At 70.9% G+C, this 18,597-nt stretch carries 15 protein-coding genes; 6 read left to right on the forward strand and 9 right to left on the reverse strand.

Features of this window, described 5'->3' with window-relative positions:
• Positions 1-58: 58 nt before the first annotated feature.
• The 5 genes from ABZ441_RS12980 to ABZ441_RS13000 form a co-directional block, all read right to left on the reverse strand.
• Complete coding sequence (locus tag ABZ441_RS12980; protein ID WP_358971927.1) at positions 59-1,261, reverse strand: S8 family peptidase; 1,203 nt, start codon at positions 1,259-1,261, stop codon at positions 59-61.
• A gap of 695 nt (positions 1,262-1,956) precedes the next feature.
• Positions 1,957-2,520, reverse strand: a complete 564-nt coding sequence (locus ABZ441_RS12985; RefSeq protein WP_358971930.1) for a hypothetical protein — start codon at positions 2,518-2,520, stop codon at positions 1,957-1,959.
• 225 nt (positions 2,521-2,745) lie between these two features.
• Positions 2,746-4,047, reverse strand: coding sequence for an extracellular solute-binding protein (locus ABZ441_RS12990; RefSeq protein ID WP_358971933.1), 1,302 nt, complete (start codon positions 4,045-4,047; stop codon positions 2,746-2,748).
• Positions 4,047-4,886 (reverse strand): carbohydrate ABC transporter permease, encoded by an 840-nt coding sequence (locus ABZ441_RS12995; protein ID WP_358971936.1) that lies wholly within the window; start codon positions 4,884-4,886, stop codon positions 4,047-4,049. Before ABZ441_RS12995 ends, ABZ441_RS12990 begins: the two co-directional genes overlap by 1 nt.
• Positions 4,883-5,821 carry a sugar ABC transporter permease gene (locus ABZ441_RS13000; protein WP_358971939.1) on the reverse strand — a complete coding sequence of 313 codons (939 nt, stop codon included), beginning with the start codon at positions 5,819-5,821 and terminating at the stop codon, positions 4,883-4,885. Before ABZ441_RS13000 ends, ABZ441_RS12995 begins: the two co-directional genes overlap by 4 nt.
• Positions 5,822-5,947: 126 nt before the next feature.
• Here ABZ441_RS13000 and ABZ441_RS13005 point away from each other — a divergent pair, with 126 nt between their 5' ends.
• The 3 genes from ABZ441_RS13005 to ABZ441_RS13015 all read left to right on the forward strand — a co-directional run bounded on the left by ABZ441_RS13005 (position 5,948) and on the right by ABZ441_RS13015 (position 7,995).
• A complete protein-coding gene (locus tag ABZ441_RS13005) occupies positions 5,948-6,814 on the forward strand; it encodes an aminoglycoside phosphotransferase family protein (protein ID WP_358971942.1) in 867 nt (288 codons plus the stop codon).
• 93 nt (positions 6,815-6,907) lie between these two features.
• The gene (locus tag ABZ441_RS13010) at positions 6,908-7,420 is read left to right on the forward strand and encodes a hypothetical protein (RefSeq protein WP_358971945.1); all 513 of its coding nucleotides are present in this window, start codon (positions 6,908-6,910) and stop codon (positions 7,418-7,420) included.
• Between the two features lie 221 nt (positions 7,421-7,641).
• Positions 7,642-7,995: a DUF4333 domain-containing protein gene (locus ABZ441_RS13015; protein WP_358971948.1), complete on the forward strand. Its 354-nt coding sequence runs from the start codon at positions 7,642-7,644 to the stop codon at positions 7,993-7,995.
• Positions 7,996-8,019: 24 nt separating this feature from the next.
• Here ABZ441_RS13015 and ABZ441_RS13020 read toward each other — a convergent pair whose 3' ends face one another.
• Both ABZ441_RS13020 and ABZ441_RS13025 read right to left on the reverse strand, forming a co-directional pair.
• Entirely contained in the window at positions 8,020-8,748 is a 729-nt protein-coding gene (locus tag ABZ441_RS13020; protein WP_358971951.1) for a 3'-5' exonuclease, read from the reverse strand.
• 79 nt (positions 8,749-8,827) lie between these two features.
• Entirely contained in the window at positions 8,828-10,060 is a 1,233-nt protein-coding gene (locus ABZ441_RS13025; protein ID WP_358971953.1) for an SAV2148 family HEPN domain-containing protein, read from the reverse strand.
• 381 nt (positions 10,061-10,441) lie between these two features.
• Between ABZ441_RS13025 and glgX the strand changes: the two genes are divergently transcribed.
• Both glgX and treY read left to right on the forward strand, forming a co-directional pair.
• Positions 10,442-12,598, forward strand: a complete 2,157-nt coding sequence (glgX, locus tag ABZ441_RS13030; RefSeq protein WP_358971955.1) for a glycogen debranching protein GlgX — start codon at positions 10,442-10,444, stop codon at positions 12,596-12,598.
• A 97-nt stretch (positions 12,599-12,695) separates the two neighbouring features.
• Complete coding sequence (gene treY, locus ABZ441_RS13035; protein ID WP_358971958.1) at positions 12,696-15,089, forward strand: malto-oligosyltrehalose synthase; 2,394 nt, start codon at positions 12,696-12,698, stop codon at positions 15,087-15,089.
• A gap of 45 nt (positions 15,090-15,134) precedes the next feature.
• On the opposite strand, the gene ABZ441_RS13040 is transcribed toward treY, so the two are convergent.
• The gene (locus ABZ441_RS13040) at positions 15,135-15,701 is read right to left on the reverse strand and encodes a DUF1707 and FHA domain-containing protein (RefSeq protein WP_358971961.1); all 567 of its coding nucleotides are present in this window, start codon (positions 15,699-15,701) and stop codon (positions 15,135-15,137) included.
• 503 nt (positions 15,702-16,204) lie between these two features.
• On the opposite strand from ABZ441_RS13040, the gene ABZ441_RS13045 reads away from it, so the two are divergent.
• Entirely contained in the window at positions 16,205-17,116 is a 912-nt protein-coding gene (locus ABZ441_RS13045; RefSeq protein ID WP_358971964.1) for a GNAT family N-acetyltransferase, read from the forward strand.
• Here the strand turns inward: ABZ441_RS13045 and ABZ441_RS13050 are convergent.
• A complete protein-coding gene (locus ABZ441_RS13050; protein WP_358971967.1) occupies positions 17,088-18,473 on the reverse strand; it encodes a GH1 family beta-glucosidase in 1,386 nt (461 codons plus the stop codon). The two genes, ABZ441_RS13045 and ABZ441_RS13050, sit on opposite strands and share 29 nt — an antisense overlap.
• Between the last annotated feature and the right edge of the window lie 124 nt (positions 18,474-18,597).

Here is an 18,597-nt window from a genome sequence, read left to right on the forward strand (position 1 = left end):
CGCGCCCCGTGGGGGAGGGCGCGGCGGCCTCGTGCCTGTTCCGTCGTGCCTGTTCGTCCTACTCCACGACCTTGAGGAGCTTGTTCGCCGTACCCTCGGTGGCGTTGGAGATGGCATCCGGGGTGGCTCCGTCCGAGAGCGCCGTGGCGACCTCCTCCGGGGTGGCGTCCGGGTGTCCACCGAGGTAGACGGCCGCCGCACCGACCACGTGCGGCGTCGCCATGGACGTGCCCGAGATCGTGTTCGTGGCGTCGTCACTGTCGTTCCAGGCCGACGTGATGTCCGAGCCGGGAGCGTAGATGTCGACGACCGAGCCGAAGTTGGAGAACGACGACTGCTCGTCGTCCACGGTGGACGAGGCAACCGTGATGGCCTCGGGGACGCGGGAGGGGGAGCCCTCGCCGGCGTCGCTCGACTCGTTGCCCGCGGCGACGGCGAAGGTGACGCCGGAGGCGATGGCCTTCTGCACCGCGGCGTCGAGGGCCGGGTCCGCGGATCCACCGAGGCTCATGTTGGCGACGGACGGGCCCTCGTGGTTCGTGGTGACCCAGTCGATGCCCGCGACGACCTGCTCGGTGGTGCCCGAGCCGGCGTCGTCCAGGACCCGGACGGCCACGATCTTCGCCTTCTTGGCCACCCCGTGGGCCGCGCCCGCTATGGTTCCGGCCACGTGGGTGCCGTGCCCGTTGCCGTCGTCGGCGTCGTCGTCGTTGTCCACGGCGTCGAAGCCCGAAGTGGCGCGGCCCTCGAAGTCCTTGTGGGTGACGCGGACACCGGTGTCGATGACGTACGCCGTGACGTCCCCGCCCGCGGCGTCCGGGTAGTTGTACGCGCCGTCACCGGTGGTCTCGGCCTGGTCGATCCGGTCCAGCCCCCATGAAGGCGGGTTGTCCTGGGTGGCGTCGATGTGGAACTTCTTGTTCTGGACGACCTTGGAGACGGCCGGGTCGGCGGCGAGCCGCTTGGCCTCGGTCTCCGAAAGCCCGCTGGCGGAGAAGCCGTTGATGGCCGACTTGTAGTTCCGCTGGAGCTTGCCGCCGTACTCCTTCGCCAGCCCGGCCTTGTCGGCCTTCTGGTCCAGCATCACGATGTAGCTGCCGGAGACGGCCGTCGCCGCGTCCGCGCCGTAGACGGTGCCCATCGCGGGAGCCGGGGCGGCTCCGGCGAACGAGGTGGAGAGCAGGGTGACACCGGCGGCCGCAGCGACTGCGGTGATCGCGGCGGTGAGCTTGACCGAACGAGCGCGCTTGTGAATTGCCATGAAGAGGGGGCTCCTCGTCATTCTTTGTGGGGGGATTGGCCCTCGGCCGGAAATTCTCCGGGGGCTGGTTCGAAACACTGCTCGATTGACGCGCGCAGATCAAGACCTTCATGCAGCCGTCACGGACTCGGCAAGCTTTCGACACAGATAAAATGCGCGCTTCACTGCGAATCAGTCCAAAACGCCGTGCGATTCCGCAGCATGAGAGCGCCTCAGAATTCACGTACGAGTGAACCTGGCCAGATCAGACACGAATGCCCCCCGCCCTACCAGCAGGAACTCCGGAACGAGGGAGCGGAATGGCATGCTTCGGTTGTGTGCGTCGATGGCAGCTCCCGCCTTCCCCGGGCGGGGACGCGTGGTCCACCGCTTGCATGACATATGGGGATGACGGGATGTCAGGCGGTCAGCCCCTTACGCGGCCGCCTCCCGCCCGAGCCCCGACGGGCCCGCGGCCCGCCCTCGGTCCCCGCACATGCGCCACGCGGCGGGTCCGAGCGGCCGGACCGAGGGCAGGCGGCACTCGGAGCCGGGAAGGCGCGAGGACCGGAGGCGTCAGTGCCGGCCGGAGCGACCGGTTCGCGGGCCGCCGCCTTCGTCTGCCGACTCGGCACCGCAGCGGTCCGCTCCCCCGGGGCACGCCGCCGCCACGGGCGGCCGCCGGGCGGCGCTGAGCCGCACGCGGCCCGCCGCCCTCAGCCCGGGCTGCCGGCGGAATGACCGAGTACGGCGCGGAACCGTTCCCGCCCCGCCTCGGTGCTCGCTTCCCACAGCCCTGCGGTGTCACCGGACACCGAGAGGGACTGGAGCCGGTGCTCCTGCGCGCGGAAGCCGGTGCCGACCACGTTCTGGTCCAGCATCCCCATCGCGGTGAGCGCCGCATGCCCGCAGGACACCGCGTCCTCGGGATTCCCCGACCCGTTGGCCGGCAAGGCATGGCGCAGGACCAGGGCGGCGAAGAAGGCGTAGATGCCGACGACGTCGGTGATCACCTCGTCGTCCTTCTGCCTCAGCTCCGGAAACCGCTCCAGCACACGTACGCGCTCCTCGGCGTCGGACAACGGGCGGTCGACGTGCCAGAGGTCGTGTACGGACTCCGCGTAGAGGTCGACGTCGCCTTCCCTGCCTCCTCCGCCCGCCCGCAGCCCCACGAACAGTGGTGCCATGCGTTCGACGCAGGCGGCTACGTACAGGCGCACCGTGTCTCCGTCCCCGTTGCGGAGGGTCGTCGCTACGGCCTCTTCCACCAACGTCTCCACGCCTCCACCTCTCCCCTGAGCCGTCCGTACAGCCGACATGCTCGCAGAAGGCCGGCGCGTTCCAGCCACTGGGGCGCCGGCATGCGCAGCAGGTCGGCGCCCGGTGGATGGTCGAGCCCGGAGAAGCACGCGGGCGGGGCACGAGGTGACGTCGGCGGCGTCCTCATGCCGCCGAGGCAGACAGGACGAGACCCGTCCAGTCGGGGGACCCGCGCTCCGGCCCGGTCAGCGCTGGTAGCGGGCCAACACCCGGTTCCCGTCGTCGACCAGGCGTTTCTTCAGCTCCTCGGTGTCGATGGCCCCGCTGTAGTACTCCTGGAGTGCGGGCGTGGCGACCTTGTCCTTCCACTCGGGATAGCCGCGCACGGACTGCGCGGGGGCGGGACGCAGCCCCCGGGCGAGAGCGGTGCCCGCAGCCCAGCCGTTCTCCTCGGTGTGCAGCGCGGGATCGGCCAGCGCCTCGGTTCCGGTCGGCAGCATCCAGTCCCCCTTGGCGAGCCGCACCATGTTCGCGGGACGCAGCAGGAAGTCGATGAACTGCACGGCCTCCTTCTTGTGCGGGCTGTCCTCGGCGACGGAGAGGGTCTGCGGGCTGACCCCCTGGGCGGTCCCTCCGCTGCCCGCCGGGGTGGGCAGTACCGTCCACTCGAAGCCCTCGGGGGCCTGTTCGACGACCTGCTGGCGGTAGGAGAATCCCAGCGGGACCATGGCGTACTTGCCGCCGAAGAAGCCGGGAAGTGTGTCCGAACCGCCCATGCCGAGCGCTGAACGCGCGGCGCTTCGATCGGAGTTGACCTGCTCCTGGACCGTGCCGGGCATGACCCGGTCACCGTCGTCGAAGCGGATGTCCACCTTGCCGTCCGCGCCGCGGTGGAAGAGCTGCCCGCCGGTGGAGAGGCCCAGGTTGAGGGTGACGGATACCGGCTCCTTGAGCGGCCAGGCGACCCCGTACGTCCCCTTCCCCGTCAGCTCCTGGGTGACCTGACGGAACTCCGCCCAGCTCCAGGGCTTCTCGGGGGTCGGGATCCGGACCCCCGAGGACTCGAGGATCTTCTTGTTGGCGATCAGGACCTTGGGTTCCTGGAGGAAGGGGACTCCGTAGACGCCGTCGCCGAAGGTGGTGGTCGCCCACGACTGCCGCGGGATGTCCCCGGTCAGCCGGCCCGGCAGCAGGGGCCGCAGGTCGGCGAGGTAGCCGCCGTACGCGAAGTCCGCGAGGTCGTCGGAGGCGTCGTGGATGATGTCAGGCGCCTCACCGCCCTCGAAGGAGGTCAGCAGCTGGTCGTGGACGTTGTCCCAGCTGCCCTGGACGTAGTCCACCTGGACGTCCGGGTGGGCCGCGTTCCATTCGCGTACGAGCTGCTTGTTGGCGTCGACGGATTCCTTCTGCCAGGCCAGCGACTGGAAGCTGAGCCGGATCGGACCGCCGGTGTCCGTGCCGCGGCCACCGTCTCCCGAACAGCCGGTCAGCAGGAGAGCGAGCGCGGTGGTCACCGCGGCGGCGAGTGAGGGCAGTCGGCGGCCCATCAGTGCTTCACCGCCCCGGCCGTCAGACCGCCGGTGATGCGCTTCTGGATGATCGCGAAGAGCACGAGCGAGGGGAGGGTGGCGAGGAAGGCGGCGGCGGCGAGCGGCCCGAGGTCGGCCACGCCCTCCGCGCCCAGGAAATGGGTGAGTACGACCGGCAAGGTCTGCTTCTCCGGTGTCTTGAGCAGGACGAGCGCGAAGAAGAACTCGTTCCATGCGGTGATGAACGCGAAGAGGGCGGTGGCCACGATCCCCGGGGCCAGCAGCGGTGCGGTGACCGAGACGAGGATCCGCACCTTCCCGGCCCCGTCGACGGCGGCGGCCTCCTCCAGTTCGGGCGGCACCGCCCGTACGTAGCCGGCCAGCATCCAGAGGGCGAAGGGCAGTGACCAGACGACGTACACCAGGATCAGCCCCCACAACGAGTTGATCAGGTGCAGGTACTTGAGGACCAGGAACAGCGGAATGATCACCAGGACGAAGGGGAACGCCTGGCTCACCACGACCCATCCGGTGGCGGCGGCGGCCAGGCGCCCCCGGTGCCGGGCCATCACGTAGGCCATGGGCGTGGCGATGACGACCGCGATCAGGGCCGCACACAGCGCGGCGGTGAGCGAGTTGGCCGCGGCCCGGAGCAGCGGCTGTTCGTCGAAGGCCTGCCGGAAGTTGTCCAGCGTCGGATCCTGTGGAATCCACGTGGGGTGCAGCGAGCCGAGTTCACGGGCCGGCTTGAAGGCGGTCGATATCAGCCAGAGGAAGGGGAAGGCCAGGAAGACGAGATAGCACAGGAGCGCGGCGTACTGTCCGGCGCGCGCGGTTCTGCCCGTACGGAGGCTCATGCGTCCTCACCTCCCCTGAGTCGGCCGACGAGGTAGACGGCGAGGATCACCGAGATGACGGCGACCATCACGCATCCCATCGCGGCCGCATAACCGAACTGGCCGTAGCGGAAAGCCTCTTCGTAGGCGAAGAGCATGGGCAGCCGGGTGCGGCCCCCCGGTCCGCCGCTGGTCAGGACGTAGACCAGGGCGAAGGAGTTGAAGTTCCAGATGAAGTTGAGCGCGCTGATGGCCAGGGCCACCGGCCTGATGGCGGGCCAGGTGACCGTGCGGAAGCGGCGCAGGGCACCGGCTCCGTCGAGCGCGGCCGCCTCGTGCAGTTCGTGCGGGGTGTTCTGCAGCCCGGCCAGCAGTGCCACGGTGGTCTGCGGCATTCCGGCCCAGATGCCGACGATTATCACGGCGGGCAGCGCGGTGGCGAGTCCGGTCAGCCAGTCCCTGCCGTCACCGAGGCCGAGATCGCGGACGGTCTCGTTGAGGATGCCGGCGTCGGGGTTGTAGACCAGGCGCCACATGATGCCGACGACGACCTCGGGCATGGCCCAGGGGATGATCGCCAGCGCTCTGGCGAGCCAGCGCATCCGCAGGTTCGCGTTGAGCAGCAGGGCGAGGCCGAGTGCCAGCACGAACTGGGGCACCGTGACCCCGACCGCCCACAGCAGGCCGATCCGGAAGGAGTCCCAGAACAGCGTGTCGTGCAGCAGGTCCTGGAAGTTGAGGAGACCGACCCACTGCGTGGAGCGGGTGCGGCCCGACTGCGCGTCGGTGAAGGCCAGCGCGATGCCGTAGAGCAGGGGGCCGACGCTCAGGATCAGGATCGGGATCAGAGCGGGCAGCACCAGGAACCAGGTGGCACCGTCCCGTCGGCGGCCGTCACCCCGTCCGCCCTGGGGGGCCTTACGCCCGGACCGCGTCATTGCGGTCGCCAGTGTCATGAATTCGACCTCTTCATTACCCTTGGATCGGTTTCATCCCTGTATTGCCGCCCGGGCGGCCCCCGTCATCGTGCTGACGGGCCGCCCGTTCGTCAAGGTGGCCTGCGCGGATGAGAAAATCGGGCCATGGACGAGATGCGCGCACGCGAAGTACTGACCGCCGCCGGACTGCCCGGCGGGGCGGAGCTCCTCGCGCTGGGCGAGAACGCGGTGTTCGCCGTCGGCGGTCTGGTGGCCAAGATCGGCCGGGACGCCACACACCACCCCGAGCTGCTGGAGCGCGCCGAGCGTGAGGTGGCCGTCGCACGGTGGCTCGCCGCCTCGGGCGTACCCGCCGTACGCGCCGCCGAATCCCGGGCCCGCCTTATGGAGGGCCACCCGGTCACCCTGTGGCACCGGTTGCCCGACGCCGTGCGCCCGTCCGAACCGCGTGACCTGGCCCCGTTGCTCACCCAGGTGCACGCGTTGCCCGCCCCCGAGGACTTCACACTGCCCCGCCGTGAGCTGCTCGGCGGAGTCGAGCGCTGGCTGCGGATCGCGGGCGACGCGATCGATCCGGCCGACGCCGACTATCTGCGCGGCCGGCGCGACGGCTTCGCGAAGGCCGCGGCGGCCCTCGTCCCGCACCTGGCTCACGGTCCCGTCCACGGCGACGCGCTTCCCCGCAACGTGCACGTCACCCCGGACGGGCCGGTGCTGGTCGACCTGGAGACCTTCTCCGCCGATCTGCGCGAACACGACCTGGTGGTCCTCGCGCTCTCCCGCGACCGCTACGGTCTCCCGGCCCCCGCCTACGACGCGTTCACTGAGGCGTACGGCTGGGACGTGCGCACCTGGGAAGGGTGCGCGGTGCTGCGCGGCGCCCGCGAGACGGCGAGCTGCGCCTGGGTCTCGCAGCACGCCCCGGCGAACCCCAAGGCGCTGGAGGAGTTCCGGCGCAGGGTGGCGTCACTGCGGGAGGACGACCCCGAGGTGCGCTGGTACCCCTTCTGAAACGCCCGCCCCCTCGCGCGAAGCCGGGTACCGTACGGCGGGCCGGCTCCGACCGTCCAGCACCGGCAACCCGACCCCTCCCAGGTTGACTTCATGCGACTTCTCGACAGGATCACCGGAACCAGGCACCCCGAATCCGGAGTGGCGGCACGCGCGGCCGGGGAGTTGCGGAGGGCCCTGCTCGGCCTCGGTGAGTCGGACGTCCCCTACGTCATCCGTGACGGCGCGGCGCATGACGCCGATCTGGTGGCGGAGTGGCGGATCGCCGAGCCCGCCTGGCAGACCTTCTTCATCGGGTCCCAGCTGACGCACGCCGTCCGGATCCGGATGCGTCTGGCCGAGGAGAGCCATGAGGTGCGCGCCGTCGAGGAGCAGTGGGAGGTCGAGCGCGTCGGGAATCCGCAGCGGCTCCGGACTTCGGCGGAGTACTCGCGCGGCTCGGGCCGGACCGTCTCACGCCGCTGGTCGCTTCGACGCGGGGAGAACGGCCGCCTCGAAGCGACGGAGACCTTCAGCTTCGACAGTGCGCAGCTGACCGGCCCCCTGCGCGACACCGTCCTCACCTCGGGCTGGACGTGGCGCGGAGTGATCTTCGGAAAGCTGTGAGGCGGTCGGGAAGCTGTGAGGCGGTCAGGGCCCGCCGCACTCTCTCCGCCCGGCGCTTCCGGCCGCACTCCGCGGCCGCCTGCATGCCCGCACAGGCCCGGCCCGGGCTGTTCCCCGCGTGGTGCGTGGACCGGCCCGTCGGCGTCCTCCGGCAGGATCCCGGGGACGTCGCCGCCCCGTATGCTTCCCACGACCGCCTTGATCATCCGGATGGAGTCCCCATGACCACTGCCCGCCTGTCCGCAGCCACATGGAGCCTCTCGGTCATGGCCACCGCCGCGCTGCTCGTCGGCTGCTCGGCATCGGTCAGTGTGGGGAGCTCCGAACCGAAACTGTCCGCGGACAAGCTGGCCGCCACGGTCTCCGAGAAGCTCGCCCGCACGACAGGGCGGCCGGAGCCTGACGTCGTCTGCCCCGAGGACCTCGTCGGGAAGGTCGGTACCACCACCCGGTGCGAGCTCACGGCGGACGACGGCAGCACCCTGGGCGTGTCGGTCGACGTCACCTCGGTCGACGGAGAACAGATCAACTTCGACATCAAGGCCGATGAGACGGCTTCACCCGCACCGAACTGACGGCCCACGGTGGCCTGATCCTCCTCACCCGCCGGCCGGCTCCCGCCTCCGGGGGATGAGCGGCCAGGCCGCTTCGACGACCGCCGCCGGATCCGCGGTGCGCCGCAGATACGCCTGCAGGGAGAGCGACTGCTCGGCCGCCGCGCGCACCTGGAGGCCGTGCAGGTCCGGCAACGGCATCACTCCGACGGGCCGGTGCATCTCCCCCATGCGTCGCACCACCCGGGCGGCGGCCACGGCGTCCGCCTTCGCGTCGTGCGCGTCGTCGAGCGGCACCCTGTAGTGGGCGCACAACGCGTGCAGGGCCCGCTTCCCCTTCCGGTACTTGTCGACGTGCTTGTCGATCACCAGCGGATCGATGACGGGCGAGGGTGCGCCACCCAGTCGCTCGCTGACCGAGTCGACCGCGTACCGCCGGCACTCACGGTCGAGCAGAGACAGGTCGTAGCGTGCGTTCATCACCACCAGCGGCGTCCCCGAGCGCAGCCCGTCGGCGACGGCCCGCGCGATCTCATCGACCGCGGAGGCGGCCGGAGCCCCGTGCTCACGGGCGCGTTCCGTCGAGATGCCGTGGATCGCCGACGCCTGCTCGGGTATGGCCACACCGGGGTCCAGCAGCCACGTCCGCTCCCCTGAAACCGATCCGTCGGCCTCCAGCCGGATGACCGCCGCCGTCACGATGCGGTCGGTCTCGACGTCCGTCCCCGTCGTCTCCAGGTCGAACGCCAGCAACGGCCCGCTCATCCAGCTCATCCCGTATCTTCCCTCCGTGGTGCGTTCCCCCAAGTGACGACCACCCTCGCACGCACCACTGACAACGCCGGAAGGGATGTCAGGAGACGGGCCTCGAGTCCGTCCAGACCGACTCGAACTCCTCGCGGTACGTCTCGAAGAGTCCGTGCTCGCTGTCCTGCCCCGCCCTGACCACCGCACGACCGCCGCCCCGCAGCACCAGTACGGGCGCCTCCATGCCGCGTGCGCGGCGAAGATACGGCTGGACGACCCCGACCGCGTCGGACCCGTCACCGTCCACCAGATAGGCGGTGAAGCGCGGCGTCTCGTCGAAGACGTGGATCTGGAAGGCGCCCGGGTCACGGAGCTTGGAGCGGACCCGCCGCATGTGGAGGATGTTCATCTCCACCGAGCGGCTCAGCTCGCCCTTCTTGAGCCCCAGTTCACGCTCCCGGCGTTTCACCGCGCTGCTCGCCGGGTTGATGAACAGCAGCCGGACCCGGCAGCCCGACTCGGCGAGCCGCACCAGTCGGCGCCCGGAGAAGTTCTGCGTGAGGAGATTGAGCCCTATGCCGATCGCGTCCAGCCGGCGCGCGCCGCCGAACAGGTCCTCGGCGGGCAGCTGGCGCTGCAGCCGCACCCGGTCAGGGTGGACGGAGACCACGTCGGCGTAGCGGTCGCCGACCAGCTCCTCCACCGCGTCCACCGGCAACCGGTCGGCCGACGGGACGGAGGCCCCGCTGCCGAGGATCTCCAGGAGCCGGGCGGAGGCCCTCTCCGCCTGCGCGAGGACCGCTTCGTTCAGCGCACGGTTGCGGGAGACGACGTTGCGCGCCACCTCCAGCTCGTCCAGCGCGAGCTCCACGTCTCGGCGGTCGTCGAAGTACGGCTCGAAACAGGGCCAGTGCTGGACCATCAGCTCGCGCAGCTGCGGCAGCGTGAGGAAGCTCAGGACGTTGTCGTCGGCCGGGTCGAGCAGATAGCCCTTGCGGCGCGAGACCTCCCGGACCGCGACGGCACGCTGCACCCACTCCTGCCCCGCGGGTCCCGCGGCGGCCACCACCCAGTCCTCGCCGTGCACAGGCTCGTAGATCGGCCGGATCACGGAGGAGACGACGGCACGCAGCCGCTGCTCCACCAGATTCAGCCAGATGTAGGCACGCCCCGCCCGCTGGGCCCGTGTGCGCACCTCGTTCCAGGAGTCCGCTCCCCAGCCCAGCTCAGCACCGATCTCCACGGGCTGAGCGAGGGAGACCGCCCCCGGTGGGGCATCGATCGATTCCCCCTCGTGACCTGCGTCACCTGGGGGCAGCTCGAATCCTCCCGAGCTCACCCGTGTACCGCCTTCCAATCCCCCACCAACGATCAAGGAAGGGTACTCCGGTAGCGGGAGCCGGTGCAGCAGGATGCACAGGGTCCTTACTCAACTCCCCTGATTGACGGATCCGTTCCTTGCGGTGAGATCGGGCGGAGTGAGATGGTTCATAGCGATTGCGCACCCCTTCGCACGCCGTGAACCGGACGCGGGAGCCGCCCGGCGGCCCGGGCCCCCTGTCCGGGCGACATCCAGGTGTCCCAGGTTGACCGAGCCGACGGGATCGTGGCGACGGGACCCGGCCGCACCGGCCGACGTACTAGGTACAGGACCGTCTTTCGGGGAGTATCGGGGCGAAAACCCCCCAGAACCCGGATCCGAAGTGGAAGAGTCCTATCTATGCAGGTCTGGCCGGGACACGCGTATCCGCTCGGCGCCACCTACGACGGCGCCGGAACCAACTTCGCGGTCTTCTCGGAGGCTGCCGACCGAATCGAGTTGTGCCTGCTGCACGACGACGGTTCAGAAACGGCGGTGGAGCTCCGCGAGACCGACGCCTTCGTGCGCCACGCGTATCTGCCCGGGGTGATGCCCGGACAGCGTTACGGCTTCCGGGTGCACGGACCCTACGAGCCGCAGCACGGGCAGCGCTGCAATTCGGCGAAGCTGCTCCTCGATCCGTACGCCCGTGCGATCTCGGGGCAGATCCGGTGGGGCGAGGCGGTGTACGGCTATCCGTTCGGCAAGCCGGACGAGCGCAACGACCTCGACTCGGCACCGCACATGATGAGCTCGGTCGTGGTCAATCCGTACTTCGACTGGGGCGACGACCGCCGCCCGCGTACGGACTACCACCGCACGGTCATCTACGAGGCCCATGTGAAGGGCCTGACGATGCTCCACCCCGGCCTCCCCGAGGAACTGCGCGGCACCTACGCGGGGCTCGCTCATCCGGAGATCATCGCCCATCTGACGGAGCTCGGTGTCACCGCGATCGAGCTGATGCCGGTACACCAGTTCGTCCAGGACCACCGCCTCGCGGACGCCGGCCTGGCCAACTACTGGGGCTACAACACCATCGGCTTCTTCGCCCCGCACAACGCCTACGCGTCCTGGGGTGACCGGGGCGAGCAGGTACTGGAGTTCAAGCAGGCGGTGAAGGCGCTGCACCAGGCGGGCATCGAGGTGATCCTCGACGTGGTCTACAACCACACCGCGGAGGGCAACCACCTCGGTCCGACGCTCTCCTTCCGGGGCCTGGACAACGCCTCGTACTACCGCCTGGCGGACGACCCGAAGTACTACATGGACACCACGGGCACCGGGAACTCGCTGCTCATGCGGTCACCGCACGTCCTGCAGCTGATCATGGACTCGCTGCGGTACTGGGTGACCGAGATGCACGTGGACGGCTTCCGCTTCGATCTCGCCGCGACCCTGGCACGCCAGTTCCACGAGGTGGACCGGCTGTCCTCCTTCTTCGACCTCGTACAGCAGGACCCGGTGGTCAGCCAGGTGAAGCTGATCGCCGAGCCCTGGGACGTGGGCGAGGGCGGCTACCAGGTGGGGAACTTCCCACCGCTGTGGACCGAGTGGAACGGCAAGTACCGGGACACGGTGCGGGACCTGTGGCGGGGCGAGCCCCGGACCCTCGCGGAGTTCGCCGGCCGCCTCACGGGCTCCTCCGACCTCTACCAGGACGACGGCAGACGCCCGCTGGCCTCGATCAACTTCACCACCTGCCACGACGGTTTCACACTGAACGACCTGGTCTCGTACAACGACAAGCGCAACGACGCCAACGGCGAGGGCAACCGGGACGGCGAGAGCCACAACCGCTCCTGGAACTGCGGGGCGGAGGGCGAGACCGAGGACAAGGAGGTCCTGGAGCTGCGCAGCCGTCAGATGCGCAACTTCGTCGCCACTCTGATGCTCTCCCAGGGTGTGCCCATGCTGAGCCACGGCGACGAGTTCGCCCGGACGCAGCGGGGGAACAACAACGGCTACTGCCAGGACAACGAGCTCTCCTGGGTCCACTGGCCCGACCCGTCCGCCGCCTCGCGCGCCGAGGACGGGGACGAGGAGGCGGGTGGCACGGACACCAGCCTGCTGGAGTTCACCCGCTCCATGGTCTGGCTGCGCCGGGACCACCCGGTCTTCCGGCGCAGGCGCTTCTTCCACGGCCGTCCGGTCGAGGGCACGCACGACGAGCTGTCCGACATCGCGTGGTTCACCCCCCGGGGTGAGGAGATGACCCAGCGGGACTGGCAGGCGGCGCACGCCAAGGCCATGACGGTCTTCCTGAACGGCCACGCCATCTCCGAGCCGGGCCCGCGCGGTGAGCGGATCGCCGACGACTCGTTCCTGCTCATGTTCAACGCGGGTGCCGAGACCCTGGAGTTCGCCGTGCCCATGAACCACGGCAAGCAGTGGCAGGTCGTCGTGGACACCGCCGTCCCGGACGGGGTGCCGCCGGGCGCGGGGCCCAAGGTGTCGGCGGGCGAGCGGGTGACGCTCGTCGGGCGGAGCCTGACCGTGCTCAAGCGTCCGGCGTAGGCCGAAGGGGTGACGGGCACCGGGCGGGTACCGCCCTGCCGGTGCCCGGTGGCCCGGAAGGTGGGAGAGCGGCGCCGGGCTGGGTACGTACGAGTCCATGACGCCCACCGCCACGTACCGGCTCCAGCTCCAACCGGACTTCCCGTTCGCCGCCGCCGCCGACGCCGTGCCGTATCTCGCCGACCTCGGCGTCTCCCATCTGCATCTGTCCCCCGTCCTGGAGGCCGTGCCGGGTTCGGGGCACGGTTACGACGTCGTCGACCACACCGCGGTACGGGCCGAGTTCGGGGGCGAGGAGGGCCTCCGGGAGCTGGCCGGCACGGCCCGCGCCCACGGCCTCGGCATCGTGCTGGACATCGTGCCGAACCACATGGCCGCCGCCCCCCGGCACAACCTGCCGCTGTGGGAGGTGCTGCGTGAGGGCCCTCAATCCCCGTACGCCCGCTGGTTCGACATCGACTGGGCGGCGGGCGGCGGGAAGGTGCTGCTGCCCGTGCTGGCGGGGCGCGTCGGCGAGGAGAGCGACAGCTTCGAGCCGGGTACCCGCGGCGACGGCACCGCCGTGCTCCGCTACGGCGATCTGGAGTTCCCGGTCCGCGAGGGCACGGCGCACCTGCCGCTGCCGGAACTCCTGGCCGCCCAGCACTACCGGCTCGCCTGGTGGCGGCTGGCCAGAACGGAGCTGAACTACCGGCGCTTCTTCACCATCTCCGATCTGATCGGCGTGCGGGTGGAGCATCCGGAGGTCTTCGCCGCCACCCACGGCAAGATCCTGGAACTGGTCCGCGACGGAGTCGTCGACGGGCTGCGCATCGACCATCCGGACGGGCTCGCCGACCCGGCCGCGTATCTGGGACAGCTCGGCGACGAGAGCGGCGGGCGGTGGACGGTGGTGGAGAAGATCCTCACCGGCTCCGAGCCCCTTCCCGCCGGCTGGGCCGTAGCGGGGACGACCGGGTACGACGCGCTGCACCGGATCGACGGTCTGTTCACCGACCCGATGGGCGCGGCCGACCTGCTCGGCCGTTACCGGGACTTCGCGGGCCCTCCCGGGGACCGCGGCGGCTACTGGACCGCGACGGTGCGCCGTGCGGCGTACCGCGTGGTCACCCATGAGCTGGCGGCCGAGACGGAGTGGCTGACCCGCCTCGCCGTCGAGGTGTGTGCCGGGAGCCCCGCACTGCACGACCACGCACCGTGGGCGCTCCACACGGCGGTGCGCGAACTGCTGGTGCGGGTGCCCGTCTACCGGCCGTACGTGACGGCGGGGGGCCCGCTCACCGAGATCGCCGAGTCGACGCTGCCGGCCGAGGCGGTACGGGACGCCAGGGCGGTGTTCTCGGTCGCCCGGGAGTCGGAGGCCGTCGAAGTGGTGCGGGATCTGGCGCTGGGCCGCCTCGGCGACGGGCCGGCACACGCGGCGTTCTGCGCCCGGTTCGCGCAGACGGCGTCCGCGCTGCACGCCAAGTCGGTGGAGGACACGGCGTTCTACCGCTACGTTCCGCTGATCTCGGCGACGGAGGTGGGCGGCGACCCCGGCCGGCCGGCGGTGAGCCCCGAGGAGTTCCACGCGTTCTGTGCCCGCATCGCGCGGGACTGGCCGGCGACCGGCACGGTGCTGACCACGCACGACACCAAGCGCAGCGGGGACGTGCGGGCCCGGATCGCGGTCCTCTCCGAGTGCCCCGAGCGGTGGTCCTCGCTGGTGGCGCAGCTGTCCAGGTCCGCTTCGGTACCGGCCCCGGATCCCCAGCTGGCCTGGCAGGCCTGGCAGTCGGCGTACGGCTGCGCGGGCCTGCCCGCGGGCGAGATGGCGGGCAGGCTGGAGCCCGCCCTGCTGAAGTCCGTGCGTGAGGCGGGCCTGTTCACCAGCTGGACCGAGCCGGATCCGGTCTACGAAAGGGCGGTCACCGACTTCGTGGCGGCCGGTCCGGGAAGTGACACGGGTGAGGCGCGGTCGATGATGACGAGGTTCGCGGACGCCCTCGCCCCCTTCGCCCGGGCCAATGTGCTGGGTGCCGCGCTGGTGCATCTGACGATGCCCGGCGTGCCCGATCTGTACCAGGGCACGGAGCGGGAGTACATCGCGCTGGTCGACCCCGACAACCGGCGTCCGTTCACCAGGCCGGCCGGGGGCGAGGGTGAAAAGGCTGCGCTGACGACGACCGCGCTGCGTCTGCGCCGGGAGCGGCCGGAGGTCTTCGGCGAGAGGGGCGTCTACACACCGCTGGCGGCACGGGGACCCGCAGCGGCGCACTGTCTGGCCTTCTGCCGGTCCGGTGAGGTGGTGACGGCGGTGACCCGGCTGTCGCTGCGCCTCGACGAGGAGGGCGGCTGGCGCGACACGGAGCTGACGCTGCCGGACGAGGGGCCGTGGACCGATCTCCTGGCGCCCGGCGGGGAGTTCACGGGGCCTGTGGTGCCCGTGGCTCGGCTCTTCGCGGACCGTCCGGTGGCGCTTCTCGTCAGGGCGTCGCCGGTACGGCGCTGAGGAACCCCGGGCGTCGCCACGGGGCGCCCTGACCCTGACCGTAAGTCAGGACGGGGGCACGGGAAGGGACGCGCTGAGCCGGAACGTCATCCGGCCGAAGCTGACCTGGTCGCCGTCGCTCACCACGACCGATCCGACGACCCGCTGTCCGTTGACGCACGTGCCGTTCGTCGAGCCCAGGTCACGCAGGATCCACCGGCTGCCGTGCGCGGTCAGTTCGGCGTGCGTCCGGGACACCGTCTCGTGGCTGAGCCGGAGTCCGTTGCCCGGGTCACGGCCGATGCGCAGCGGGTGCGGGCCGGGCACCGGCAGCAGGAGTTTCGGCAGCCGCTCGGACTGCCATGCCCTGCGCACCCGGGCCGGAAAGGCGGAGACCCCGCCGACGGCGCGGAACAGGCCGCGCGACCAGCGCCCGCCGGAATCAAGATCGGAGGTGAGCGCCGCCAGCTCTTCCGGACGCCGGGCCGTCAGGGCCAGTTCCATGCGCCGCAGGAAGGTGTCGTGGGAGAGCTTGCCCTGGGCGGCGCCGTCTCTGAGCACGCCGAGAACACGGTCGCGCTGGGCGTCGGACAGCCGCGCGGGATACGTGTAGGGCTCGAAGGAGGACGTCACGGTACCGATTGTCGGGCCGACAGGACCGAGGTGTCCAGACGATGCCCGTTTCCGGCCTCCCTGACCTGCGTGGCAGCGGAGCGAGAGCACTCGCCTATCGCCCCGAAGCCGTCCTCCCCCGCAGGCTGCCGGCGCCGGCCGGGCCGTGGGCGTGCAGGGGCACGGGCCCGGCACGCAGGAGGTGAAGAGCGTCAAAGTGGCGACCAGCCGGGACGACGTCCCGACGACGACGTCCTGCCCGCGTCCGGGCGGCGTCGACTTCGAGCGCGCCTTCGACGGGGTGGGGCCGGCCGTAAAGCGGTGGACCCGACGTGCCGGGGCCCGTATCGTCGGCGTCCGGACCCCTGGCCGGCCTCGGCCCGGACGCCTGACAAGGAAGGAGGCGAGACACGTGCGTGACCTCAGCACCACCCCTGACACCACGTTCACGCGCTCCCGTTCCGTCCGCAGGACGGTGTCGGACTCGGTCTGACCGGGGGCGCCGAGTCCCGGAGGACACCACCATGACCGTTCCGGTCATCCGCTCGCTCACCCGGAGCGACGCACATCTCTTCGATTCCCTGCAGGGCCGTACGCTCGTCGGCCGTGCCGCGTTCGGCCACCGCTACGCCACCGTGCACGAGGGCGGTGAGTACCGCCCCGAGTGGACCTGGGTCGCTCTGCGCGACGGCGTGGTCGTCGCCAGGGCGGCCTGGTGGGGCGGGCCCAAGGACACCGAGCCCGTGCTCCTCAACCACTTCGACTTCGCCGAGGGCGAGGACGCCGCGGGCACCGAACTGCTGCGCCGCGCCCCGTGGTCCGTCGAGTACGAGCTGATCGTGCCGCCGAACTGGCGGGACATCCGCGAGGTGCGGGCGGCCGCTTCGGCGCGGATCGCGGCGGCCCAGGCGGCGGGGATGGAGCCGCTGGTCGAGCGTTACCGCTACGAGTGGACTCCCGCGGACGGCCTGCCGGAGCGGCCCGGCAGGCTGGAGTTCCGCCAGGAACCCGACGACGCGGTCATCCTGGACGTGCTGCGGCGGGTCCACTCACAAACGCTGGATGCCCACGCCCTGCGCGCCATCGAGGGGCCGGGCGGTCTCGAGCAGGCCGCTCAGGAGGAGCTGGACTTCTTCAACTGGTGTCCCTCGCCCCGCTCCTGGTGGCAGCTCGCCCACACCCCGGACGGCGGACTCGTGGGCATCCATGTGCCCGCCCGCAATCCGGGTGGTCCGTGCATCGGCTTCATCGGGGTCGTCCCCGAGGCGCGCGGGCACGGCTACGGCTACGACCTGCTCGTCGAATGCACCCGCTTCCTCGCCGGCGAGGGTGCCACGGCCGTCGCGGGCGCGACGGACCGGGGCAACGTGCCGATGGCCGCCGCGTTCGCCCGGGCCGGCCACCGCATCACCCAGGAGCGCGTTCACCTGGTGTGAGGGACGGACCACCCGTGCGCTGGGCGCGGATCACGTCGCGGTACCAGGCGTAGGACTCCTTCGGGGTCCTGCGCAGGGTCTCGTAGTCGATGTGGACCAGGCCGAACCGTTTGCTCGCGCCCTCGGTCCATTCGACGTTGTCGGTCAGTGACCAGGTGAAGTAGCCGCGCACGTCGACGCCCGCGTCGATGGCCGTGCGCAGCGCCTCCAGGTGCCCTTCCAGGAAGGTGATGCGGCGGCCGTCGGCGACGGGCTCGTCGACCGCGCAGCCGTTCTCGGTGATGTAGACGGGCGGCAGCCTGTCCCCGAAGCGGTCACGCAGCTGTCCGAGGGTCTCGGCCAGCCCCTGCGGGACGACGGGCCAGCCGAAGTCGGTGGTGTCGTATCCCTGGATCTCCCTGATGCCGAAGGGGAGCCCGGCCGGCATCGAGTAGCCGGAGAAGGAGTCGAGCGCTTCCGGCCTGGGCGCTCCGACCAGGGTCGGGTTGTAGTAGTTGACGCCGTACCAGTCGAGGGGGACAGAGATGATCTTGAGGTCGTCCTCGACCGGGCCGGGCATCAGGGCCGCGAAGCCCTCGTCGGGGTACCGGCCGGTGAGGACGGGGTCGGCGAACAGCCAGTTGGTCAGGGTGTCGTAGAGCTCCGCGCCCGCACGGTCCTCGTCCGTGTCCCCGGCGGTCCAGACGGGCGAGTGGGAGAGCGCGATGCCGATGTTGCCGGCCCCGGCGGCGCGCAGCGCCCGTACGGCGAGCCCGTGCGCGAGCAGCTGGTGGTGGGCGGCCGGCAGGGCGTCGAAGAGGAGCGTGCGGCCGGGGGCGTGCTCGCCGAGGGCGTAGCCGAGCATCGTCACCTCGGCCGGTTCGTTGATGGTGATCCACATGGGGACCCGGTCGGCGAGGCGTTCGGCGACCATGCCCGCGTACTCGGCGAAGCGGTAGGCGGTGTCGCGGTTGAGCCAGCCGCCCGCCTCGTCCAGCGGGAGCGGGGTGTCCCAGTGGTAGAGGGTGGGGGCCGGGGTGATGCCGTGGGCGCAGAGCTCGTCGACGAGCCGGTCGTAGAAGTCGAGTCCGGCGGGGTTGAGCGAGCCGCTGCCTCCGGGCACGACCCGGGGCCAGCTGATGGAGAAGCGGAAGGCGTCCGCCCCGAGGCCGGCGAGCAGGGCGACGTCCTCGCGGTAGTGCTCGTGGAAGCCGGTGCCGCGGGTGGTGTCGGTGCCGTCCTTGATCCGGCCGGGCTGTGCGGCGAAGGCGTCCCAGCCGGAGGGCCCCTTCCCGTCGGTGTCGAAGGCCCCCTCCGTCTGGAAAGCGGAAGCGGAGGCGCCCCACAGGAAGCCGGGTGGGAAGCTCGGCACGGTCATCTCGGCCTCCAGCAGCCGTAGGGGGACCTCGTATTACTGCCCGGGCTCACCGCGAATGAGCAGAACCCGGTAGGGCAATGATCAGGACCAGACCCTAACGGCCGGTTGCGGGCTCGCTCCAGTC

The organism is Streptomyces sp. NPDC005752, from assembly GCF_040630715.1.
Lineage (GTDB): Bacteria > Actinomycetota > Actinomycetes > Streptomycetales > Streptomycetaceae > Streptomyces.

Coding starts and splice junctions, on each gene's coding strand:
- glgX (WP_358971955.1), top strand. CDS start 10,442: ATGCAGGTCTGGCCGGGACACGCGTATCCGCTCGGCGCCACCTACGAC.
- ABZ441_RS13050 (WP_358971967.1), bottom strand. CDS start 18,473: ATGACCGTGCCGAGCTTCCCACCCGGCTTCCTGTGGGGCGCCTCCGCT.
- treY (WP_358971958.1), top strand. CDS start 12,696: ATGACGCCCACCGCCACGTACCGGCTCCAGCTCCAACCGGACTTCCCG.
- ABZ441_RS13015 (WP_358971948.1), top strand. CDS start 7,642: ATGACCACTGCCCGCCTGTCCGCAGCCACATGGAGCCTCTCGGTCATG.
- ABZ441_RS13005 (WP_358971942.1), top strand. CDS start 5,948: ATGGACGAGATGCGCGCACGCGAAGTACTGACCGCCGCCGGACTGCCC.
- ABZ441_RS12980 (WP_358971927.1), bottom strand. CDS start 1,261: ATGGCAATTCACAAGCGCGCTCGTTCGGTCAAGCTCACCGCCGCGATC.
- ABZ441_RS13020 (WP_358971951.1), bottom strand. CDS start 8,748: ATGAGCTGGATGAGCGGGCCGTTGCTGGCGTTCGACCTGGAGACGACG.
- ABZ441_RS13045 (WP_358971964.1), top strand. CDS start 16,205: ATGACCGTTCCGGTCATCCGCTCGCTCACCCGGAGCGACGCACATCTC.
- ABZ441_RS12995 (WP_358971936.1), bottom strand. CDS start 4,886: ATGAGCCTCCGTACGGGCAGAACCGCGCGCGCCGGACAGTACGCCGCG.
- ABZ441_RS12990 (WP_358971933.1), bottom strand. CDS start 4,047: ATGGGCCGCCGACTGCCCTCACTCGCCGCCGCGGTGACCACCGCGCTC.
- ABZ441_RS13000 (WP_358971939.1), bottom strand. CDS start 5,821: ATGACACTGGCGACCGCAATGACGCGGTCCGGGCGTAAGGCCCCCCAG.
- ABZ441_RS13010 (WP_358971945.1), top strand. CDS start 6,908: ATGCGACTTCTCGACAGGATCACCGGAACCAGGCACCCCGAATCCGGA.